At 54.3% G+C, this 22,932-nt stretch carries 23 protein-coding genes and 1 pseudogene; 6 read left to right on the top strand and 18 right to left on the bottom strand.

Features of this window, described 5'->3' with window-relative positions; all coding sequences use genetic code 11:
• The 4 genes from GN241_00200 to GN241_00215 form a co-directional block, all read right to left on the bottom strand.
• The gene (locus GN241_00200; protein XAT55912.1) at positions 1-1,014 is read right to left on the bottom strand and encodes a chlorophyllide a reductase iron protein subunit X; all 1,014 of its coding nucleotides are present in this window, start codon (positions 1,012-1,014) and stop codon (positions 1-3) included.
• Positions 1,011-1,952, bottom strand: a complete 942-nt coding sequence (bchC, locus tag GN241_00205) for a chlorophyll synthesis pathway protein BchC (protein ID XAT55913.1) — start codon at positions 1,950-1,952, stop codon at positions 1,011-1,013. The genes GN241_00200 and bchC overlap by 4 nt, the downstream gene beginning before the upstream one ends.
• Before the next feature lie 125 nt (positions 1,953-2,077).
• Entirely contained in the window at positions 2,078-3,217 is a 1,140-nt protein-coding gene (locus GN241_00210) for a methyltransferase domain-containing protein (GenBank protein ID XAT55914.1), read from the bottom strand.
• A 3-nt stretch (positions 3,218-3,220) separates the two neighbouring features.
• Entirely contained in the window at positions 3,221-4,090 is an 870-nt protein-coding gene (locus tag GN241_00215; protein XAT55915.1) for a geranylgeranyl pyrophosphate synthase, read from the bottom strand.
• A 92-nt stretch (positions 4,091-4,182) separates the two neighbouring features.
• Here GN241_00215 and crtI (GN241_00220) point away from each other — a divergent pair, with 92 nt between their 5' ends.
• Positions 4,183-5,775, top strand: coding sequence for a phytoene desaturase (gene crtI / locus GN241_00220; GenBank protein ID XAT55916.1), 1,593 nt, complete (start codon positions 4,183-4,185; stop codon positions 5,773-5,775).
• Positions 5,721-6,601 (top strand): annotated as a pseudogene (locus GN241_00225) (carotenoid 1,2-hydratase). The gene crtI (GN241_00220) and the pseudogene GN241_00225 overlap by 55 nt, the downstream one beginning before the upstream one ends.
• Here the strand turns inward: GN241_00225 and GN241_00230 are convergent.
• The 3 genes from GN241_00230 to crtI (GN241_00240) are packed head-to-tail and all read right to left on the bottom strand — an operon-like array spanning position 6,582 to position 9,666.
• Entirely contained in the window at positions 6,582-7,067 is a 486-nt protein-coding gene (locus GN241_00230; GenBank protein ID XAT55917.1) for a sensory protein TspO, read from the bottom strand. The pseudogene GN241_00225 and the gene GN241_00230 overlap by 20 nt on opposite strands.
• Before the next feature lie 24 nt (positions 7,068-7,091).
• Positions 7,092-8,114, bottom strand: coding sequence for a phytoene synthase (locus GN241_00235; protein ID XAT55918.1), 1,023 nt, complete (start codon positions 8,112-8,114; stop codon positions 7,092-7,094).
• The gene (gene crtI, locus GN241_00240; GenBank protein ID XAT55919.1) at positions 8,107-9,666 is read right to left on the bottom strand and encodes a phytoene desaturase; all 1,560 of its coding nucleotides are present in this window, start codon (positions 9,664-9,666) and stop codon (positions 8,107-8,109) included. Before crtI (GN241_00240) ends, GN241_00235 begins: the two co-directional genes overlap by 8 nt.
• Positions 9,667-9,765: 99 nt before the next feature.
• On the opposite strand from crtI (GN241_00240), the gene GN241_00245 reads away from it, so the two are divergent.
• Genes GN241_00245 through GN241_00260 form a run of 4 tightly spaced genes read left to right on the top strand, consistent with a single transcriptional unit; the run spans position 9,766 to position 14,007 of the window.
• Complete coding sequence (locus GN241_00245; GenBank protein XAT55920.1) at positions 9,766-10,470, top strand: spheroidene monooxygenase; 705 nt, start codon at positions 9,766-9,768, stop codon at positions 10,468-10,470.
• On the top strand, positions 10,467-11,471 hold the full coding sequence (gene bchI, locus GN241_00250) for a magnesium chelatase ATPase subunit I (GenBank protein ID XAT55921.1): 1,005 nt from the start codon (positions 10,467-10,469) through the stop codon (positions 11,469-11,471). The genes GN241_00245 and bchI overlap by 4 nt, the downstream gene beginning before the upstream one ends.
• Positions 11,468-13,138, top strand: coding sequence for a magnesium chelatase subunit D (locus tag GN241_00255; GenBank protein ID XAT55922.1), 1,671 nt, complete (start codon positions 11,468-11,470; stop codon positions 13,136-13,138). The genes bchI and GN241_00255 overlap by 4 nt, the downstream gene beginning before the upstream one ends.
• A complete protein-coding gene (locus GN241_00260) occupies positions 13,135-14,007 on the top strand; it encodes an alpha/beta fold hydrolase (protein ID XAT55923.1) in 873 nt (290 codons plus the stop codon). Before GN241_00255 ends, GN241_00260 begins: the two co-directional genes overlap by 4 nt.
• A gap of 42 nt (positions 14,008-14,049) precedes the next feature.
• Here the strand turns inward: GN241_00260 and GN241_00265 are convergent, their stop codons facing one another.
• The 11 genes from GN241_00265 to GN241_00315 all read right to left on the bottom strand — a co-directional run bounded on the left by GN241_00265 (position 14,050) and on the right by GN241_00315 (position 22,917).
• Entirely contained in the window at positions 14,050-14,475 is a 426-nt protein-coding gene (locus GN241_00265; GenBank protein XAT55924.1) for a c-type cytochrome, read from the bottom strand.
• Positions 14,476-14,543: 68 nt separating this feature from the next.
• On the bottom strand, positions 14,544-15,758 hold the full coding sequence (gene hemA, locus GN241_00270; GenBank protein ID XAT55925.1) for a 5-aminolevulinate synthase: 1,215 nt from the start codon (positions 15,756-15,758) through the stop codon (positions 14,544-14,546).
• Entirely contained in the window at positions 15,748-16,563 is an 816-nt protein-coding gene (locus GN241_00275) for a DUF3623 family protein (protein XAT55926.1), read from the bottom strand. Before GN241_00275 ends, hemA begins: the two co-directional genes overlap by 11 nt.
• Complete coding sequence (acsF, locus tag GN241_00280; protein ID XAT55927.1) at positions 16,560-17,666, bottom strand: magnesium-protoporphyrin IX monomethyl ester (oxidative) cyclase; 1,107 nt, start codon at positions 17,664-17,666, stop codon at positions 16,560-16,562. Before acsF ends, GN241_00275 begins: the two co-directional genes overlap by 4 nt.
• Positions 17,663-17,959 (bottom strand): hypothetical protein, encoded by a 297-nt coding sequence (locus GN241_00285; protein ID XAT55928.1) that lies wholly within the window; start codon positions 17,957-17,959, stop codon positions 17,663-17,665. The genes acsF and GN241_00285 overlap by 4 nt, the downstream gene beginning before the upstream one ends.
• A gap of 2 nt (positions 17,960-17,961) precedes the next feature.
• On the bottom strand, positions 17,962-18,438 hold the full coding sequence (locus GN241_00290) for a pullulanase (protein XAT55929.1): 477 nt from the start codon (positions 18,436-18,438) through the stop codon (positions 17,962-17,964).
• A gap of 17 nt (positions 18,439-18,455) precedes the next feature.
• Positions 18,456-19,091, bottom strand: a complete 636-nt coding sequence (locus GN241_00295) for a PH domain-containing protein (GenBank protein ID XAT55930.1) — start codon at positions 19,089-19,091, stop codon at positions 18,456-18,458.
• A gap of 20 nt (positions 19,092-19,111) precedes the next feature.
• Positions 19,112-19,879, bottom strand: a complete 768-nt coding sequence (gene puhA, locus GN241_00300) for a photosynthetic reaction center subunit H (GenBank protein ID XAT55931.1) — start codon at positions 19,877-19,879, stop codon at positions 19,112-19,114.
• Positions 19,880-19,907: 28 nt separating this feature from the next.
• Positions 19,908-21,350 carry an MFS transporter gene (locus GN241_00305; GenBank protein XAT55932.1) on the bottom strand — a complete coding sequence of 481 codons (1,443 nt, stop codon included), beginning with the start codon at positions 21,348-21,350 and terminating at the stop codon, positions 19,908-19,910.
• Complete coding sequence (locus GN241_00310; GenBank protein XAT55933.1) at positions 21,347-22,018, bottom strand: magnesium protoporphyrin IX methyltransferase; 672 nt, start codon at positions 22,016-22,018, stop codon at positions 21,347-21,349. Before GN241_00310 ends, GN241_00305 begins: the two co-directional genes overlap by 4 nt.
• Entirely contained in the window at positions 22,018-22,917 is a 900-nt protein-coding gene (locus GN241_00315) for a ferredoxin:protochlorophyllide reductase (ATP-dependent) iron-sulfur ATP-binding protein (GenBank protein ID XAT55934.1), read from the bottom strand. Before GN241_00315 ends, GN241_00310 begins: the two co-directional genes overlap by 1 nt.
• Positions 22,918-22,932 lie beyond the last annotated feature (15 nt).

The raw sequence follows: 22,932 nt of genomic DNA on the forward strand, positions 1-22,932 counted from the left end.
TCATGCCTCATCATAGACAACTTCAAGCGATTCTTTAGGCTCGGCATTTTTACCGCGCATATCGATATCTGTGGCGGGCACCAGAACGTAATCGCCGCCCGTATCCTTGCTGTCGAACAAGTTCAAAAGCCCATCTTGATCCAACGGGGCAGGGCGTACCGGCGGCGCGATCGAGACGGCATCTGCCAATTCAGCAAACAAGGCGCCCCACGGGCTTTGCGCCGTACCAACGATTTGGTAATTGGCGGATTTCTTGCGCAAATCATCATCTTGAGGAATCGCCGCAAGGACCGGAATATCGACTGATTTGGCAAAGGCAGCGGCTTCACCGGTGCCATCATCCTTGTTAATTACCAAACCGGCCACGCCAACATTACCGCCTAGCTTACGGAAATATTCCACTGCCGAGCAGACATTATTGGCCACATAAAGCGATTGTAGATCGTTGGATCCAACCAGAATAACTTTTTGTGCCATATCCCGCGCGATTGGCAGACCAAAGCCACCGCAGACCACATCGCCCAGAAAATCAAGCAGAACATAATCGAAATCCCAATCATGAAAGCCCAGCTTTTCCAGAAGCTCGAAGCCGTGGATAATCCCGCGTCCACCGCAACCGCGCCCAACTTCGGGGCCGCCCAACTCCATCGCGAACACCCCGCCACGCTTGAAACAGACATCCCCAATCTGAACTTCTTCCCCGGCCAATTTCTTTTTGGTCGATGTTTCAATAATCGTCGGGCAGGCTTTGCCCCCAAAAAGCAGGCTGGTTGTGTCTGATTTGGGATCACAGCCAATCAGCAAAACACGTTTGCCCTGCTCGGCCATCATATGGCTGAGATTAGCTAGGGTGAAAGATTTGCCGATGCCACCTTTGCCATAGATCGCGATGATCTGGGTTTTTGATGTGGGTTCACCCTGCTCTTCAGCAGCTTGCAGATCAGCCAGATCCTCATGCGCCTCTTCACGCAAGCGGCGGTCGAAATCCTTCAGATTTGGTACGTCGTCTTTCACGCGATATCCTTCCAATCTAATATCATTTTTAAACAGCCGGGATCGTTAAAGGCTGTTGGATAGGCTTTATCGGCGCGTGCGGCGCCCGCGGTATGGGTGATAAGGCCGGCCAAAGACAGCGCGCCACCCTCCACCAAGGCCCGGGTGGCCAACATATCTTCTTTGGCCCATTCCGCGGCAATCCGCAGCCGGGCCTCTTTCATAAAGGCCGGCGGAAAGGCAAAGCTTAGCGGATCGGTGTAAAATCCGGCCAAAACAATCTCGCCGCCCCTTGCGATCCGGCTGACCAATTCATTCAACAAGCCGCCATTGCCTGATGCATCATAAATCGCCTGATAATCGCGGCGCGAATCGTCTTCCGGCGCCAGAACCTGATAACCCTCTGCGCCAGATTGACGTAACGGGTCTATTTCCCAAACCGTCGGGGCGGGGGCGCCAGCTGCGAGCGTCAGGCGGGCCAATAAACGGCCCAGAACGCCATGGCCAACGATCAAATCCGGAACTTTTTTATCCAAACCCGCCATCGCGTGGCGCGCGGTGGCAGCAAGCGCCAATAAGGCGCCTTCGGCCCCAAACCCGGGATCAATCTTGGTGAGTCGATCTGCCGAAGTAACGACCCGCCGCGCCGATCCTCCAAAAAGCCCAAACGCCTCGTGATAACAATTGGCCCCTGGAACAAAGGCGAAATCGCCAACCTTTAAACCCGATTCGGGGGTGGCCTCAACAATTTCACCCATTGCCTCATAACCGGGGACCAACGGGTAGCCCATGCCTGGAAAGGGCGGCATCTCACCCGACCAGAACAATTTCTCAGTTCCGGTTGAAATTCCAGAATGCGATATATCTACGACTACATCACCCGCAACAGGCGCTTTAAGCGCCAGCGCATCGAGCCCGATAGAGCGGGGGCCATCCATTATTACGGCAGAGGTTTCCAAACCGTTTCAATCCTTTTGTTTCAAGCCAGCATCTCAAGCAGAAATCATATCCGATATAATATGCCTTTCTGTCATTTTAAACTTACATTGTTTTGTGTCAACTAAAATAGACAGTTATTCACAAATCACCCCGGCTTTCGCGCCGTTACTGCAGAGGTAATAAACGGACGTGGCGCTTTTGGAGCTTTGATATCCACAAACCCTGCTTCCTTACAAAGCGCCGATATTTGCGCGACCGAGCGCGCCTTGCCGGTATTCATAGCCAAGGTGTAAAAGGCGAAATACACATCACCCGGGCGGGTTGGAGCCGCGCCACCGGCCATCGGCTCTGAAATGATCAGCTGCCCGCCAACCGGCAAAGCCTCATACGTTTTTTTCAAAAGCGCCTGCACGGTCTCATCGGAATGATCGTACAAAACCCGAATTAAACTGATTACATCTGCCTCTAAAGGCAAAGGATCACTACGAAAAGAGCCTGCGTGAAATGAAATTCGATCGCTTAACCCTTGCTCCTCCAACCGGTTTTGCGCCACTGGTCCAACTTGTGTCAGATCAAAAATATTCAAGTTAAGCGTGGGATATTGATGCGCCACATGGACCAAGAACGCCCCCGTACCACCCCCGATATCAAGCAGTGTTTCCGCCCCCTTCAGCGGCACCATTTTCAACGTATCCGCCGCCACCAATGCCTGCGACTGCTCCATCAAACGCGAATATTCATCCGTTACAGATTGCGGAGCAGCGCCAGTTGCGCCGAACACATAGGGCCAAAATTGCGCCAGCTTTGTATCAACCTGATCGCGCAACAATGCGACGGGATCCGCCATATCTTGATAAAAATGATCATGGTGTAAGATCATCTGCGCCAAGCCCGGCACCCCCAAAAGCGCCGCGCCGCGCCGCGCCAAACCATAGCGCCCGCGCCGATGGCGGCGCAGTAACTTCAACGCAACGCCTGCTTGCAATAAAATTTCCATACGCGCGACGGGCACGCGAGCTCGATCCGCCAGCGCTTCCAGCGACAACGGACCATCGAGCAAATGCTCTAAAGTGTTCAACTTAACCAACGCATAAAGGGCCTGCGATTGAACAAACCCCATCACCAAATCAAAAAGGGCCTCTCCTTCTTGGCGTGCAACCCGCCGAAGAATCGGTACCTTACTGATAAATCTTTGAAAATTCGGGCTTGCAAAGATCTTATTGGGCAGGCCCCCAAATACAATTCTACCGCTGGATTTTGCCAAAATCGGATCGGCCACTGTCATCCGTTACACCGAAAAAGCTGACCGTGACGCAGGGATCAAGCGCTCAGCCTGCAGGCTGACCATCTGCGCCAATTGTGCCTCACCCGGACAAGAGGGTATCGACGAAATTGCCCCGCCCAATATGTCTTTCAGGCGTTTTGAAGCGCCCTCAACACCCAACTCTGCAACCGCGTTCGGGCGGCCATGCAGATCATCTTGGCCTGCGGGTTTGCCCAATGCCTCGGTGTCGCAAAGCACATCGCGCAAATCATCGGCAACCTGGAAGGCTTCGCCAATCCGCGCGCCAAGCTCATACCAAGGCTCGGCCTCTTGGCCCGCAGCCACTGCGCCCATTTGCGTCGCTGCAACGAATAATGCACCAGTTTTGCTTCGGTGATAAGCGGCCAGATCAATCCGGCTTTCGCTTTCCCAGCCTTGCCCGGCACAAATGCCATTGGGCATGCCCGTTTGCTTGGCCAAAATTTCCACCAAATTGATCGCCCGCAGCGGATCGTTATGTTTTTGCCGGGCCAAAATTTCGAAGGCCAGTACGATCAAACTATCGCCGGCTAATACCGCTAAAGGCTCTGAAAACTCTTTATGAACCGTCGGCTTTCCACGACGCAAATCCGCATCATCAAAACAGGGCAGATCATCGTGGATCAAACTTGCACAATGGATCAATTCAAGCCCCGCAGCCGCGGCATCGCTTATCTCGGGGCGATCATCTCCACAGGCCATAGCGACCGAAAGTAGGATCGTTGGCCTGATTCGAGCCCCCCCTGGGAATAACGCAAAATCAAGCGCATGCGCGAGCTTACGCGGGGCAGAGCTTGCCTGGCTAAGCTTCACCGCCGCCGTCAGTGCCGCCTCTATACGCGTTTTAGGGCCCATTATGGTTCCTTTTTGCCATATTGTCTCATTTAGTTGACATATTGGTGTAAATGATACTGGACAGTTTGGCATTCAGAGTCAACAATTGCTTTATGAACCTGTCAGTGATTTCAAAACGGACCAAAGGCGAAGTGATCGTAATTGGCGCTGGCATTGCCGGTTTGGCCGCTTCGCTGCGCTTGGCGCATCAGGGATTTTCGGTCACTGTCCTTGAACGCCATGCGGGCCCGGGTGGTAAAATGCGTGGTTTATCAAGCGTGGCAGGGCCGATAGATGCCGGCCCTACCGTTTTGACCATGCGGCCAGTCTTCGAAGATCTGTTTCGCTCTGTCGGAGAGCAAATTGAAGATCATCTGACATTGGTTCGACAAAAAATTCTGGCGCGACATTGGTGGCCAGATGGCAGTTCGCTCGATTTATTTGATGATTATGAAGCCTCTCAAGAGGCCATCTATGAATTTGCGGGGCTGAAAGCTTTTGGCGAATTTCAAGAATTTTTTAAGCGCACGCAACGGCTCTTTACGGCTTTTGACGCCCCAATGATGCGCGCGGCGCAGCCCAACCAAGCCGAAATTATAAAATCGGTTATGAAAAGGCCCTCTTTGATAAGCGATATGGCCCCTTGGCACAGCCTATCAAAAATGCTTGAGAAGCAATTCAGCGATCCGCGCTTGGCGCAATTATTTGGCCGCTATGCGACCTATGTTGGCGGATCGCCTTATGCCGCCCCCAGCTTGCTATCTTTGATTTGGCAGGCCGAAGCAAATGGCGTTTGGGCGGTTAAGGGCGGCATGCATAAACTGGCCAAGAAGCTGGTAGAGCTGAGCGAAAACCGCAGCGCCATTTTTCATTATAACAGCCATGTCAGCCGGATTTTGACAGAGAATGAAAAAGTGATCGGCGTGACGTTGGAGAATGGCGAAAACATCAGCGCGGATGCGGTTGTGTTTAATGGCGATCCCCGCGCATTGGCCACGGGCGCGATGGGCCCAGACTGCCAGAAAATTGCCCCTCAAACGCTGAAAGACAAGCGCAGCTTTTCGGCCCGCGTCTGGAGCTTTGCGGCGCAGGTAACCGGCCCTGATCTGATTCATCACAACGTATTCTTTGGGCAGAATTCAAAATCTGAATTTGACGATCTTGCCGAAGGTCAAATGCCCGTTGATCCAACGATCTACATCTGCGCCCAAGATCGTGGCCAAAACGCCCCCTATCCCAAAATAGAGCGCTTTGAGATCATTCTAAATGCGGCCCCTGTTTACGGGGCACAAACGCTGGAGAAGGAGTTTGAAACATGTCGGACACGCACTTTCGACACGCTGGGCAGGTTCGGGCTGGCCTTCTCGCCGCTTCCAAAAGAAGAGGCGCTGACAACACCAGCGGATTTCGCCAGCATGTTCCCAGCCTCGGACGGTTCGCTTTACGGGCAGAGCCCACATGGTCTGACGGCAGCCTTCCGGAGGCCAAGAGCACGAACGCAGATTCAGGGTCTGTATCTGGCCGGGGGCGGAGCCCATCCGGGGGCGGGGGTGCCGATGGCAACCCTCTCCGCGCGGCACGCGGCCGAGGCGATCATCAAAGACCTAACTTCAACATCATCGTCCCCCCAAACGGATATGCATGGTGGTATATCGACGGAGTCGATCGAACTGCGCAGCGCGCGGTTTCAGTCATCGGATTCATAGGCTCGGTTTTTTCGCCTTGGTATCGTTGGTCGGGTCGTAAAGACCCTGAAAACAACGTCTGCATCAATGTCGCGACCTATGGCCCAGGCGGGCGCTTCACGATGACCGACCGAGGGCGCAGTGCTTTGCGGCAAAGCGAAGATCGTTTCGAAGTGGGACCTTCAAGCCTGCGCTGGGAAGCGGGCAAATTAATCATCGAGATTGATGAAATCAGTGGTCCACCGATTATTTCACGCGTGCGCGGACGCATCACGCTCACGCCCAGCGCGATCACCGATCAAGAATTGGCGCTCACACGCGATGGCGCGCATATATGGCGGCCATTTGCGCCCACCGCGCATATTAAAGTCGACCTGAACGGAGAGGGTTGGCAATGGGATGGCCATGGATATTTCGATGCCAATTTCGGCACGCGCGCCTTGGAAGAAGATTTTTCATATTGGACATGGGGCCGGTTTCCAACCCAGCAAGGCAGCACCTGCTTTTACGATGCCACCCGTTTGGATGGCAGCGTGTTAGAGCAAGCGGTCACGTTTAACCGCGAGGGCGCGCTGGTCGACACGCCGATGCCCCCAAAGCGCGCTTGCCGCGCAGCCTTTGGGCGGTTGCCCGCGAAACCCGTGCAGATGCAGGATACCAGCCCAAACAAGTCAAAAACATGCTGGATGCTCCATTTTACAGCCGCTCAGCGGTGAAAACCAAAATCAACGGCATGGAAACGGTGGGCGTGCATGAGGCTTTGGATTTGGTTCGCTTCCGAAGTCCGCTGATCAAACCTATGTTGGCGGTGCGGGTTCCCCGCCGCGCTAATTGGAAATTTGATTAAGACTGATCGGGCGTTGCTTCGGATTCAGGTTTAAAACGCTTGCATTCAGCGCTCCAGCCACGCTAACCCAAAGCAAATAGGGAAGGAACAACAGCCCCGAGAGCGTATCAACCTGCCAAAGTGATATCAAACAGGCCGCCACTGAAAGCCAAAGGCCGATCAACACGATCAACCCCAAGCGCAAATTCCTTAGACCAAAGAACACGGGCGTCCACAGCGCATTCAAGGCAATCTGCAAGCTCCAAAATGCCATGGCTAATCCGTTTTCTGGCAAGCCCGCAACGCGCGCACCGGCCATCGACATGCATAAATACAAGCTCGTCCATGCCACCGGGAACAGCCAATTGGGGGGCGTCCAGCTGGGTTTGTTCAATTGTTGGTACCAAGCACCGGGGGGAAACAAGCCCCCGGTTGCGCCAGCCGCAAAACACGCGACCAAAAAGATTAAAAACATTATCCAATCCATCTCTGGGTCTCTCGTGTAAAGGGTTTAACGGATCAAACTGCTGTTTTTGGCGATATCGCCTTCGCGCAATTGCTGCATTGCCAGCACGATTTTATCGCTCCAATCGCGCTTGCCAGACGCTTGCTCTGCCGCAGCATCGACCAAAAATTGCACTTCTGGTAAGGGTTTGGCGTAAAGCACCGCCGATTGCGGCATCGCAATGCTGACCCCAGTGCTTAAAATTGAACGCGCCAACCACCCCAGTTTCTGCAGCTTATTCGTATGCGCGCGCTGCGTGATTGTTTCATAGCCAAGCGCTTGAACTTCACTGCCAATTCCCGCGTAAATATAACGTGCAGCATAGATACCCGTCCGTGATCCCAAGGGTAATTTGCTGATGCCCGCCTCCGAACGGTAATAAAGCCGATTGCTTTCCATTAAAAGGCGCCGCACCATTTGCCGCACCGCTTTGGTAGGGCGCGGATTGTCAAAAAACGCATCAACCTCAAGACCGGCCTCTTGCATCCAATCCAGCGGCAGGTAAATCCGCCGCTCTAACGCATCTTCGCCCACGTCACGGGCGATGTTGGTCAGCTGCATGGCAACCCCCAGATCACACGCCCGCGCCAACGCGTTTGGTTCGCGTATTTTCATCAAAACGCACATCATTGCGCCAACCGCTGACGCCACGCGGGCCGAATAAGAAATCACATCCGACAGACTGTGATAGCGCTTATCCATTGCATCCCAAGCCAACCCTTCCAGCAGGGCTTCGGGCAAGGCACGCGGCATGTTAAAATCTTCTACCATTTGGGCAAAAGCACGGTCCATTGGCGTGTTTCGGGGCCGCCCCGCATAGGCGGCATCCATCCGCTCTTCCAAAGCCAAAACCGCCGGTGCTTTATCGGCCTGCAAATCCACCTCATCATCAGCAAGGCGGCAAAACGCATAAAGCGCCAAAGCCGGGTCGCGGACCTTTTTGGGCAAAACTTTAGAGGCTGCGTGAAAGGATAACGAGCCATGCCGAATCGCTTCTTCGCAATATGCAAGATCTTTGGGATCAATCATGATAAGCCTTCCAATGCTGCGCCTCTGGAACCAAATGATTTAGTACTTCTGATGAGGTAACCACGCTGGGAAGCCCCGCACCCGGATGCGTGCCGGCCCCCACCAAAAACAATCCGTGGATTTCTTCGCTGATATTATGCGGTCGGAACCAAGCCGATTGAAAAATCCGCGGCTCTAGCGAAAACCCTGCGCCATGCGGGCTGAGATAGCGGCTTTGAAAGGTTTCAGGGGTAAAAATTTCAGAAGCTGAGAGATCATCGGCAAAGCCTGGCAATAGCTGGCTATGCAACACATCTTCCACTTTCTGCCGATACGGCGCGCAGGCCTTTTGCCAATCCACCGGATCCGAGCCCACCAGATTGGGCACAGGCGATAAGGCGTAAAACGTATCATCACCGGGCGGCGCAACGCTTGGATCTGTGACGGAGGGACGGTGCAAATAGATCGACATATCATCAGCCAAATGCCGCTTTTGAAAAATATCCTTCAGCAAACCGCGATATCGAGGGCCATTTAATATCGTATGATGCCCCACATCAGCCCATTTATCCGCGGTGCCCTTGGTGCCGAAATACCAAACAAACAGCCCCATCGACCAGCGCGCGCGGCGCAGCCGCACAGGCGTCCAGCGGCGCTTTTCTATGCCGCGCAACAAGTGATCATAAGTGTGGCCCGGATCCGCATTTGACACCACAATATCCGCTGTGATGACATCGCCAGATTTGGTGCGCACAGCCCGCACAACCTTCTGCTTGCAAAGAATCTCTTCAATCTCTTCGCCCAGCCGAATACACCCACCCTGATCTTCAATCACTTGCCCCATCGCATCAGCGATCGCCTGCACCCCACCCATCGCGTAGTGAACCCCGAAGGCTTTTTCCAAATATGACACAAGAATATACATCGAGGTCACATTCACCGGATCACCGCCGATAAACAAAGGGTGGAAGGATAAGGCCATGCGCAATTTTGGATCCCGAACCCGCTTGGCGGCATGGGCATAGACGGATTGATCGGCCCGAAGGGCGGCAAAGCCTGGCAATTCCTTGATCAAATCCCATAGCCGGTTCATCGGCTTGCGGCCCATCCCCTCAAAGCCAAAGTGATAGCGGGCTTCACTGTCTTTCAAAAACTTTTGATAGCCCTTCACTTCATTGGGAAATAACCGCGTAACTTCAGCCAGCATTTTAGCTTCATCTTGACGCACTTGGAAGCTGCTGCCATCGGGCCAGCGTATCTCATAAAATGGGTCGACAGGGCGCAGATCGACCTCATCCTCAAAAACCCGCCCGCAATCAGCCCAAAGATCACGAAACACATTTGGGACGGTCACGATGGTTGGCCCTAGATCAAAGCGATGGCCATTTTGCGCGATCGAAGATCCGCGCCCCCCCAGCCGATCCAGCCTGTCCAAAACGGTTACCCGATAGCCTTTGGCCCCCAGGCGCATAGCCGCGCTTAACCCGCCCAGCCCAGCGCCGATAACAACGGCGCGCGGGGCGGTGCTTTGATCGGCCGCAACCAGAAGCTTAGGATCAACAGTTGTCATCATTTTCGTACAGTACAACTGTCTAGTTTGATTTACAACTAAAGCTTGATATGATTTTATATCCGAATAAGCATTCTGACTTAGCCGCAGAAAGGGAAGAACATTCAAGCCGTTACGCTCAGCTTCTTCAGATTCCAATCAACGCCTGCGCGCCTCTGGGCGTTCGCGATGATGGGCCTCGCACGGCTATCGATGCGGCGCTTGCGCGATGCCAGTTTTTGGAAACTTTGCGGGTCGGGCACGGGCGAAGGGTTTACCCCGAAACCCAATACCGCGGTTTATGCGATTCTATGCGTTTGGCCCGATTTGCAAACGGCGCAAGCCAATATTGCGCGGGCCAGCATTTTTCAACGCTATCGCAAACGCTCTAGCGAAAGCTGGACGGTTTATCTGGGCCCGTCATCTGCGCGCGGCGCTTGGTCGGGCAAAACACCATTTTCCGCAGATCATACCGGCCAAGACGGGCCTATAGCGGCCTTGACGCGCGCCACGATCAAACCCCGCGTTGCGCTGCAATTTTGGGATCGGGTGCCCGATATCAGCAATGTCATCGGCCAAAATAACGATGTTTTGTTCAAAATTGGCATTGGTGAAGTGCCATTTTTGCATCAAATTACTTTTTCAATTTGGCCCTCAACGCAAAGCATGGCGCAATTTGCGCGCCATGATGGCCCGCATGCCAAAGCGATCTCTGCAGTGCGCAAAGGGCTGTGGTTCAAAGAAGAGCTTTATGCCCGTTTCGCAATTTTAGACAGCCAAGGCTGCTGGATGGGCCAAGACCCCCTTAGAATGAAAGACACACAATGACTGACGCCTTCCCATTTGCCGCGATTGTCGGGCAGGACAATATGAAACTGGCAATGATTCTGACCGCGGTCGATCCCAAAATCGGCGGCGTTCTGGTCTTTGGGGATCGTGGCACCGGAAAATCCACCGCCGTGCGCGCGCTAGCAGCCCTTTTGCCGCAAATCACCGCCATTAAGGGTTGCCCGATCAACGCAGAAACCAAAAAAGATGTCCCAGAATGGGCCGAATTAACCCGCTTTGAGCCGCATCAACGCGCAACCCCCGTGATCGATCTGCCGCTTGGCGTTTCAGAAGATCGGGTTACCGGCGCGCTGGATATCGAACGCGCTCTCACGCAGGGCGAAAAAGCCTTTCAACCCGGGCTTTTGGCGCAAGCCAACCGCGGGTATTTATATATTGATGAGGTTAATTTGCTGGAAGACCACATCGTCGATTTGTTGCTTGATGTCGCACAATCGGGCGAGAATCTGGTTGAGCGGGAAGGGCTTTCAATCCGGCATCCAGCGCGGTTCGTTCTGGTGGGATCGGGCAATCCAGAAGAGGGCGAATTGCGCCCACAACTGCTTGATCGCTTTGGCTTGTCGGTCGAAGTGACGTCGCCAAAAACCATCGAAGAACGCATTGCCGTAATCGAGCGCAGAGACGCGTTTGATCAAAATCAAAAACGCTTTCTCAGCAAATGGAAACCCCAAGAGCTGAACGTGCGCACAGCGATTATCGACGCGCGCGCCGCTTTGGCAAAAATCAAAAAAACCAAAGCTGTGCTGCGCGATTGTGCCGAATTATGTTTGGCGCTTGGTGCTGATGGCCTGCGCGGAGAATTAACCTTGCTGCGCGCCAGCCGTGCCTTGGCAGCTTATGAGGGGCAAACCAGCATCCAGCGCGCGCATTTAAAAGCCGTAGCGCCTTTGGCCCTAAGCCACCGCTTGCGCCGTGATCCGTTGGATGAAGCCGGTTCGAGCGCCCGCGTTGCGCGCGTTGTCGAGGATGTTCTGGGGTGACCCAGGGGTTTGATAGCTGGGTGAAAACCCTTTTGGCATTGCGGCTTCTTAGCGCCAATCCAACCGGCTTGAAAGGCCTTGTTATTCGCGCCCGCAGCGGGCCCATACGCGACCGGCTGATCGAGATTATCCAAAATGCAGCCCCCGCATTATACAAAATCTATCCCAATATGAGCGATGAGCAATTGTTCGGCGGCTTGGATCTTGTGCAAACGCTACAGCAACAAAAATTGGTTTATGCACAAGGGCTTTTGGCGCGGTCAGCTTGGGCGCAGCTCTGCATGGCCGAGCGCTGCGATGGCGCGTTAGCGGCAAAGCTTGGGCAAGCCTTGGATGATGGCCGCATCGCTCCGCTGATCGTCTTCGATGAGGGTACAGATGAGGAAACCACCCCGCAAGGGCTGCAAGACCGGGTGGGGTTTTGGGTGGATCTGGAAGATGTCTCGCTGGCTGATCTTGAGGTGGTCAAGTTTGAGCCCGCGCCAGAGGAGCAATTGGCCGTAGTGAGCGCCCGCCCCGAGGATATTGCCGCTTTGGTGGATTTGGCGGCACGGTTTGGAATTCATTCAGCCCGCGCTGCGCAATTTGCTTTGACATGCGCGCGCACCCATGCGGCGCTTGCTGGGCGCGGCGCGCTCAGCGCGGAAGATATCGAAATCGCTGCTACTTTGATCTATCCCAGCCGCGCAACACTGATGCCAGAAGCGCCAGAGACCCCGCCCGAACAGACCCCAGAGCCTGAGCAAGACAGCGCGCAAGAACAGGCCGAGAGCGCGCAGGATACCGACCTGTCCGAGCTGCCCCAAGAGCTTTTAATCGAGGCTGTCAAAGCCCTACTTCCTTCAGATTTTCTAAGCAGGCTTGCCTCCACGGGGGCGCAGCGCAGCGCAGCTGGCACCGGCGCTGGACAGAGCCGTAAATCAAAAGCCAGAGGGCGGCCCGCGCCCTCGCGACCAGGGCGCTTAGACGGACAAAGCCGCGTGGATGTAATCGCGACTTTGCGCAGCGCAGCCCCTTGGCAAAAGCTGCGCGCAGCGCGCAAACCGCGGCGATCGACAATCACGATATTTCCAAGTGATATTCACCTTAAGCGCTATGAACAACGTGCAGAGCGATTGGTTATTTTTATCGTGGATGCCTCTGGCTCTGCGGCGATGGCGCGCTTGGCAGAGGCCAAAGGCGCCGTTGAGCTGCTGCTGGCAGAAGCCTATGCGCGGCGCGATTACGTTGCCCTGATTGCTTTTCGCGGCGCCTCAGGGGATTTGATGTTGCCCCCGACTCGCTCGCTTGTGCAAACCAAACGGCGTTTATCAGCGCTGCCCGGTGGGGGGGGGACGCCATTGGCCGGCGGCTTGCAAGCTGCTGGTATTTTGGCGCAGAAATCACTCAGCCAAGGCAAAACACCCGTCTTGGCTCTGCTCACCGATGGCCGGGCAAATATCAGCTTGGACGGTTCTGCAGACCGCAAGAAAGCGGCGGAAGATGCTGCCTTAATGGCCGGATGGATCTCTGGTTTGGGGATCAAATCAGTGGTGATGGATGTCGCGCGAAGCCCGAACCCAGCCCTTGCAGACCTGGCGCAAACCTTACGCGCCGAGTATTATCCCATGCCCCGCGCCGACGCCCATGGCCTAAGCCAGACTGTGCATCGGGTTTTGGACAATTGATCGAGGGGGGGCGCAACAAAGCAAACTGGCCTTTCGCCCAGGCCTCAGAGCAGCTGCGCGCAGGGCCGCATCACTGGCATATCCAAAGGCTTGGAGCCAAAGGGCCAAAGGTGCTGTTTTTGCATGGCACCGGTGCCTCAACCCATAGTTGGGCGCCGTTAATGCCGCTTTTACAACATAATATCGCGGCAACATTGGTTGATCTACCTGGCCATGGCTTGACCAAGATCAGCACGGGCCAGCGCAGCAGCCTAACCTATATGGCGCAAGACCTGCTGACACTCTGCCAAACCCTGCAGCTTCAGCCGGATTTTATCGTTGGGCATTCGGCGGGGGCGGCTTTGGCGCTCGAAATGTCAAAATCTCTTGCTCTCAAAGGCGTCGTGGGTCTGAACCCCGCCTTGAGCAAATTTCCCGGATTGGCCGGGGTGATGTTTCCAATGATGGCAAAAATGATGGCCTTAAACCCGCTTACGCCGCGCTATCTGGCAGGGTTGGCAAAAAGCAAATCGCGTGTACGACAGATTTTATCAGGTACCGGCTCTGATTTGACGGAAGATCAAATCAACCTGTATCAAAAGCTTTTTAGCGATAAGGCGCATGTGAAGGGCACTATTTTGATGATGTCACAATGGAATTTAGATCGGCTTTTGGCGCAGCTTAACGCGGTTGACGCGCCCTGCCTGTTGATCGCCAGTACGCGTGACCGCACGGTTGCCTGCGCCGATGTAAAAGCAACGGCCGAGCGAATGAACAACACCGCATATCATGAACTGAACGGTCTGGGGCATTTGGCGCATGAGGAAAATCCACAAAAGATCGCAGGGCTTTTAAGCGCTTTCTTCCAAGAAAAACGCGCTGCTCCATAACAGACCAGCGCGTAACAATATTTAATTATTTAGGTGTCTTTCTTAAGACGGTCCCACAGAAACCAGATAGGCCCATACATTGGCCGCGTCTTTATCTTTTTTCAATTTGAATGACATTTTTGATTTCGCTTTTTTGTCATCCAGCGTTTCTTGCAGCCATTTTTTTGGATCGGCCACGTAAGATACAAATTCTTCTTCGCTCCAAGCCAGGCCTGAATCAGCTACAGATTTCAGCGACTTGCCATAGCGAAACCCATCAAGGCTTCCTGCTACACGGCCAGAAATCCCATAAAGGTTGGGGCCGGTTTTACCACCCTTGACGATATTGTTACCCGCGTCATCCTGAATCATGTGGCAGGATTTGCATTTCGAAAAAACTTTTGCGCCCTTATCCGCATCCCCGCCTGCAAAAGCGGGTGCGGCAAGTGCCAATGATGCAATTGTTATCGCCTTGAAAACTCCGGTCATTTATGCCTCCTCTTTCCGTCGCCTGAACAGGTAGCACGGATTAAAAATTGTCAATACACGAAAGCTGTTCATGCAACGGCATGTGAGATTGCGCAACGCTTCCAAAGCACCGTTAACGCATGCACCAAATGCTCGATATCAGCGTCTGAATGCAATGGCGATGGCGTGAAGCGCAACCGCTCGGTGCCCTTGGGCACCGTTGGGTAATTGATCGGTTGCACGTAAATTCCAAAATCCTGCATCAGAATATCCGCCAATTGCCGACATTTCACTGGATCTTTGATCATCACCGGAATGATATGGCTGGGATTTTCCAAATGCGGAATACCAGCCGCATCCAAGCCAGCGCGCAGCTTTGCCACTTGGTGCCGCTGCTGATCGCGCTCGCTTTGTGATCGCTTCAGATGCGCAATACTGGTGCGCGCGGCCGCAGCCACCGCCGGAGGAATCGCCGTGGTAAAGATAAAGCCGCTGGCAAATGAACGGATAAAATCACACAGCGCCACCGAGCCGGTTACATAACCGCCCATCACACCATAAGCCTTACCCAAAGTGCCTTCAATCAAGGTAATCCGATCAGCCAACCCTTCTTGTTCGGAAACACCGCCACCGCGCGGGCCATAAAGCCCCACCGCGTGCACCTCGTCCAAATAGGTCATCGCGCCATGCTTTTCGGCCACTTCAACGATTTCACGCATGGGGCAGATATCACCATCCATGGAATAAACCGATTCAAAGGCAACGATCTTTGGCGCATTGGCCGGCAAGCTTGCCAGTTTGCGATCCAAATCTTCCGGATCATTATGCTTCCAGATCATCTTTTTGGCCCGCGAATGGCGAATGCCCTCGATCATGCTGGCGTGATTAAGCTCATCCGACAGGATCACTGCATCCGGCAAACGCCCGCCCAATGTGCTGAGAGCCGCCCAGTTTGACACATAGCCCGATGTGAAGAGCAGCGCGTTTTCTTTACCATGCAAATCCGCCAATTCACGCTCGAGTAAAAGATGCTCGTGGTTGGTTCCAGAGATATTGCGCGTGCCGCCCGCACCGCAGCCGCTATTGTCAATTGCGTTTTTCATCGCCTCTACCACCATAGGGTTTTGGCCCATGCCCAAATAATCATTCGAGCACCAAACTGTAACTTCGTCTGGCGCATCAGAATCATGGCTTATGGCGCGTGGAAACTGACCGCGCTGGCGCTCAAGTTCCGCAAAAATGCGATAATTGCCCTCATCCTTTAATGTTTGCAATTGCGCGTTAAACAAGGCGTCAAAGTCCATGGGCATCCTCCGGTCTTAACTCAGGCGTTTTGTTATTGGGCGCCGGAAGCATCCAGCGCCAGAGTTTTGCATCGGGCAGTGGTAAGACCATCAGCCAATGTTCAAGAAGGGCCAAAGCCGACAGGCTGGCCAAAAGCGAAAATCCAATCTGAGCGGTTAAATCACCCGTCGCATAAAGCCGCTCCAACCAGCAGGCAGTGGCAAAGCTAAGCGCGGTGATTGAGATTGGAAATACCCAGTTTAACTGGGCAATCTTAAAATGGCTGGGCAAATGCCCAAGCGGCTTTGGCAAAAACTCAATATTGATTCTGGGAACCCCAAAGAACAAATTCAATTTCGCCGAAATTCGCGCAAAATACAAAATCACAAAGGTCCATAAACCGGTGGTGTTTTCAGCCCCCCAGCCAAAATACAGCACCGCCAGCAAGGCTGCCAAAAGCAACATTTCATGATAGGCAATGGTGCCCCAGGCGCGGATAAACCGCTCCCATTCGGGAATGTCTTTGGGGGCATCATTGCGATTGGGCCCTGCGATCACACCAGTCAAAAAAGCCAGCTCGATCCAGCCCCATACCGCCAAAGCTGACAAAAACCCAAGATAAATCTGCGCTGGGCTGCTGCCCTCAAGCGTCATCCAAAACCCAAATGCACCCAAGAGCAGGATTGGCAAAGCCAGCAGCGTCGCGATCCGATGCGCATTTGGGCCGCGCTGATCCGCCCCCCGCACAATCAACAGGATCGCGCCAGTGAAAAACCACCAGCTAAACAGCGCAACCAGCGCAGCTATGCCAACCGGGCCAATCAATATGCCGGCTCAAGGCGCGTTGAAACTGGCACCGCATGCGATTTGCTGGGAATGGTGTAAAGCGATACAAAAGCCAGTGCGGCTTGCAACCTCGCGCCTGTGCGGGTGATCATACCGCCAAGGCCCTTTTGACCTGCGGCGTCGGCCAAGGTCACATTGGCGGCGCGCAACCGCTTTAAATTGGCCATCCAACGCGGGTGATCAATATCCAGCGTGATGGGGAAAATCTGTTTGCTCAATTCAGATGTTTTGCGGAACACCTCTTGGCCATACCAATCCACATCCACCCCAAGCGCGGCATGAAAGGCCGGGCGCTGATGGTCGCGCACATACATCGTGGCATAGACCGCCGTGAGGAAGAACTTGATCCAATAGACGTTGATACCACTGGTTAATTTAGGGTCGGTTTTCATCAGCAGCGCAAACGCCTCACCATGCGAAAACTCATCATTGCACCATTCTCGGAACCATTTGAAAATCGGGTGAAAGCGCAGCTCTGGATGTTCTTCTAGATGCCGATAAATGGTAATATACCGCGCATAGCCGATCTTTTCCGACAGGTACGTAGCATAATAAATGAATTTCGGGCGAAAATAGGTGTATTTCTTTTTCTGCGTTAAAAATCCCAAATTCACCGCCACGCCCGCCTCGCGCAACGCATCATTGATAAAGCCGGCATGGCGGGCCTCATCGCGCGCCATCAGTTGAAACAATTGCGTGATATCTTTATTGCTGCCCCGGCGCTTCATTTCCTTATAAAGAACGCAGCCCGAAAACTCAGAGGTGCATGAGGAAATCAGAAAATCGATAAATTCTTTTTTCAGTTCCGGCTCCATCCCCTCCCAATCGACATCCTCCCAATCTTCATTCTTTTTGAAATGCCCCTTATTGGGATCACTGACCATCTGATCGATCAGTTTGTCCCAATCACCGCGTACGGGCGATACGTCGATGGCATCCATTTCGTTAAAATCAGTCGTATAAAACCGCGGCGTCAGCAGCGTATCTTGCATGGCAACGGCCGTGGCCATTTCGCTGTCCAGTTTTTCTTGAACGGCCAGCGCTTCTTCTGCCGTGGTGGCGTCAGCGGAATGCATATTCATAGCTTCACCTCCTCAGAAAAAGAAAACTCGCACAGCTCCATCACTTCCAGATCTCCGAAAAGACGCGTCCATAGCCGCTCGACGGCGCTGGCCCGCAAAATAATGGCTTCGCGATCCTCGCGCACGATCTCGCCAAATGGCGCCATGATTTCGGGGCCCTGAACCTGCACTTCATCTCCGGGTTGCACAACTGCCCCGTTGTTGAAACGCACATGCGCATGCAGGCTTTCAAATTTATGGCTGATCTCGACGGTGCAGGGCGCCCGCTCGATTTCTTTTCTAAACAATCCCATCTTCAGTTCCCTTTCGGATTTTGGGCCAAGAGCTTGGCGAAAGCCTTGGCATTATCAGCGCCAAATCCCATAAGATCAGCGCTCCAGCCGGTGCTGGGGTCAGTGATTGACAGTCTTCCATTGGCCCCAAGGGTCACAATGACCGCCCCATCCAGCGGTTTCTTATGTTTCGCGCGCTCACGGTCCAAAACACGGGCAACGCCGGCGATAAACCCACCCTCATCGGCCGAAAAATCCGCGATCAGATTGCCATTGGCATCCATCACCTTGGCGGCGCCGCTTAATTGCCCGGATAGAAACACCGTGCGGCTAAGCACCGCCTCACTTTCCGGCGGGATCGCGCTGAGCGGTTGATCCGTCAGGCGCGCCAAGCTGACAAGCAGCAAGATCACGGCAACCAAAGCAAACATCGCCCGCACCATCATCCGAGGAACGACAGCGGTGTCATATTTTAATGCAGGTTGATCAACTTGTGCCATGATGTTTCCGATCCCCTCTATTCAGCCGGCAGCGCGTTTGAGGCCAGCGAACGATCCTGCGATTGCACCGAGCTGACGCGCGATTTTGCAGCTTTGGCCAAAATATCTGCCACCTCCTGAGGATTGGAAATACACCGCAAACAGGGTTGCGGTTTGGCGATATACCAAGCGCGCACATGCGGCCAACACACCAGATAAGACAGCTTTGACTCGGCCATTAATTCCAAAGCAATGCTGCCAGCACCATCTTTGCGCTGCGCAAGCGTGGCATTGGCGATTTGCGTATATGGCAAATTCAGCGTCACGGTTAATGCAGCGCCGATCCGCATCGCCACCCGTCGGTTTGTGACCGTGTAAACCGTGGCTTTTGCTTGAATAAAAGCGGTCAGCATAAGCAGACCTGCCACCAAAGCCCCTAGGAATAAAAAGGGCACCGAAGCCGCAAAGGCCCGCCCCAGCGGCATCAGATCGGACAGGCTGAGAAACCGCCAAGCCGCCAGTAAAACAAAATACCCCAAAACCCAATACAGGTTTAAAGACTCTTTGCTGAGGGCCCACCAATTGGGCCGCCCCTGCCACAGGATGACTTCACCCTCCGGAGGCATTTCCGGCAAACCTTTAATCGGTTCTACTGCAAAATCATCATGGGGCATAAGGCGTTCCTTTTTCGGGTTTACAGCAGCGGTTCCTGCCGCTCTTTGCTGGCGTAAAGCAAACCCCCGGCGTAATAGGCCGAGATTTTTTCTTCTTCCAACATGGTGACTTGGCGCCCAGAGGCATTGCGCGGCACGCCGTTGAAATGAGTGCCGAAGATTGATCTTACCGCCACGCGGTCAGAATGAATGCGTGCCATGGTCATCGGCAGCAAACGCGTGCCTTCGCCATGTTGTGGATCCAGTTCAACCTCCAGATAACGCACCAATTGCTCGGGCTCATCAATCCACATATCGATGATTTTACCCACAATTGCTTCATCGCCAGCCATCACGGGCAAACCACGCGGATCGCGCCCTGCGGCCACGTGAAAATGCTCTGTGCCCGCCATTGGCACGATTTTAGGATGGCCTTTGCCATCTAATTCGGGCACATCGCGGCGCGGCGCCCAAGCGGCAGGGCCAACCCCATCCACCATCGGATCGCCTGTGGGCTCTAGCGGATAGCCATTAGCCACATTGGTTTGGCGCAACGCCACATCGCGCGCTTCGCGCGCACCATCGGGCAAACTCACCTCACCGCGGCCATGCGGCAATTTAAACGTTTTTGGCTCTGGCAAAGGAAAAGGCCCTTGATTGGCTGCTTCTGTGCCATCATCGTTTTCCATTGGATAGCCTTCGCGCATATTCTCGCGCTGGATATAAAAGATCAACAAAGCGAAAAACGCCCAGAAGAGCCATATTGCCAAGCTGGCCAGATCAAATTCTGCAAAGAATGTACCGGTCATTTCAGGTTCCTTTCAGTGGTACGGCGGATCATGTTGGGAAATCGGCAAGGCCGATACGTGCCGCTCCCTGTTGTGTGGGAGACGTTTGCCGCGCTGATCGGACCAATGGCCCCAGAATGGCAAGCGTCACGAACAGCAAGAAAATCTCGCTGTGGTAAACGAACGAATATCCCGTCGCAGGCGTGGCGAGCGCCTCTCCCAAATTTCCGCTGAGCGCGTGACCATTTACATAGTCCCGCAGCGTTCCACCGATGGCGATTGACACGCCGGCAGCGGTTGCTTGCGCGGCGCCCCAAGCGCCCAAGGCAAGCCCACGACCCGCCAAACCTTCGGCGGGCATAGTCATGGCGGAGGTCAGCGTTGAAACAGCGAACAAACCCCCTCCAAATCCGATCAAACCTGCGCCGGTAAAAAACAGCACAGCCGAGCCCATAGGGGCTGAAATAATAACAATGGCAAAGGCCAAAAGCCCGGCCAAAAGGCCAAGCGCGGCCAAACGATAAGGATCGCTCTGCAGGCGCAACCTCCAAGCGGCCAGCGCGAAGCCAAACAGCGCCCCTGCGGCCCAAATAGCGGTTAAGAGCGTGGTGGCCGACACCGATAGACCCAAGACTTCGCCGCCAAAGGGTTCAAGCAGAACATCTTGCATATTGAAGGCCATCGTGCCGATAAACACGACCACCAGCAAACGGCCCGCGCGCCCACCGGCCAGCAAATCAGCCCAAGCATCGCGGAACAAGGGCCGCGGCGCAGCGCGCTCTGCTTGCGACATCGGGCGCGGGCGCTCTTGCTGCCAAAGCGCGATTAAATTCAACAAAATACCAGCCAGCGCCGCCCCTTGCACCACACGGATCAACCGCAAGGGCGAGAAATCAACCAGCAACCAGCCGATGATCAATGCCGAGGCAGCCATCCCGATCAGAAACATCACATAGAGCAACGCAACCACCCGCGGGCGGGTTTCATCATCCGCCAAATCGCTGGCCAACGCCAAACCAGCCGTTTGCGTCATATGCAAACCCAGCCCGGTCATCAAAAACGCCAAAGCGGCCAGCACCTCTCCCGCCCAACTGGGGCCAACCTGTTGCACCCCTGACAAGGCAATCAGCGCGAAAGGCATCACCGCCAATCCCCCCATTTGCCACAAAGATCCAAACCAAAGATACGGCACGCGCTTCCAGCCAATCGCCGATTTATACGTGTCAGAGCGAAAGCCAAGCAAGGCGCGAAACGGCGCGATCAACACCGGTAAGGCAATCATAAAGGCCACGATCATCGCCGGAACGCTTAATTCGACGATCATCACCCGGTTGAGCGTGCCCAAAAGCATCACGCTGGCCATGCCAACCGAAACTTGAAACAACGACAAGCGCAGCAATTTGCCCAGCGGCAACCCCTCTGACGCAGCATCTGCGAAAGGCAGCATACGCGCCGTCAGCTGAGTAAGCGGATGGGGCTTTTTCTGGCTCATGCCACAAACCCCAATGCTTGAGAAATATAAAACCCAGATTTTATCCGGCCTAAATCGCGCAAACGGCCCTCACCCTGCAACAGGGCGGCCAAGGCTGCGGGCGCATGCGGCACCATCACCGGCGAGCGGTCTGAACGTGGAAATAATTTGCCGGCATACCACATGGCCATCAGCATCCGCGTGCGTGGTGCCACGGTGAACAAAACCGACCCGCTGGTGCGTTTGGCCAAACCGGTCAGCGCTGTTTTGATATCATCCGCGCTGTAATAAATCAGGCTGTCCATCGCCACCACGTAATCAAAAGATCCCAAAGACGCGGCCAACATATCGCCCGAACAAAATTCAACCTGTTTGGACAGGGCACGCGGCAAGCGCTGGCGGGCGATATCGATTAAAGCTGGGCTGATATCGATCGCCACCACATGCGCCCCGCGCGCAGCCAGCTCTACCGTTGTGGGCCCCGCGCCGCAGCCCGCATCCAAAACCCGCGCCCCGTGCAAATCTTCGGGCATTTCAGCCAAAAGCCGAGCCCGCATCTGATCACGACCCTGACGCACGGTTTCACGTATTTTTGACACCGGGGCATCCGATGTCAGCCTCTCCCAAGTTTTGGTCGCGGTTTTGTCAAAATACGTTTCAACCCGTGTCAGGGTCTGATCATAAGACATCAATCAAACCCCAACAGCTCAAAAATTTCACGATCGGGCAGCGGCGCCGGCGCCAAAGGCTCGGTGCCGTTCCATAGGGTTTCTGCCAGTTTGATATATTCTGCCTGAACCGCAACGATATCCTCATCCGAATCCATTTCGAACAGCGTCTTTTTCTTCAGGCGCGAGCGGCGAATGGCGTCCAAATCTGGCATATGCGCGATTCGGTTGAAGCCAACTGTTTTACAATAGCGATCCACCTCATCGGTTTCACGCGAACGATTGGCCACGCAGCCCGCCAGGCGCACTTTATAATTACTGGATTTGGCTTGAACCGCGGCAATGATCCGGTTCATCGCATAAATACTGTCAAAATCATTCGCAGTAACGATCAAGGCCCGATCCGCATGTTGCAAAGGCGCGGCAAAGCCGCCGCAGACCACATCCCCCAGTACGTCAAAAATCACCACATCCGTATCATCCAGAAGATGGTGTTGCTTTAGCAGCTTCACGGTTTGACCCACGACATAACCGCCACAGCCGGTGCCGGCAGGCGGGCCGCCCGCTTCCACGCATTTCACACCATTAAAGCCTTCAAACACGAAATCTTCGGGACGCAATTCCTCAGAATGAAAATCGACCTCTTTGAGAATATCGATCACCGTCGGGACCAGGGTTCCAGTCAATGTGAAGGTGCTGTCATGCTTTGGATCACAGCCGATCTGCAGCACGCGCTTGCCCAGCTTGGAAAACGCCGCAGACAGGTTTGAGCTGGTGGTGGATTTGCCAATCCCGCCCTTACCATAAACCGAAAACACTTTCGCACCTTCGATTTTCATCGACGAATCTTGATGCACCTGCACCGATCCTTCGCCATCCATACCCCGCAAGGCCGGGGGCTGTCTGTCAAGTGGGCTCATGTGAGGCTCCTTTTT

This window comes from Rhodobacteraceae bacterium IMCC1335 (assembly GCA_039640495.1).
Classification (GTDB): Bacteria; Pseudomonadota; Alphaproteobacteria; order Rhodobacterales; family Rhodobacteraceae; genus Thalassovivens.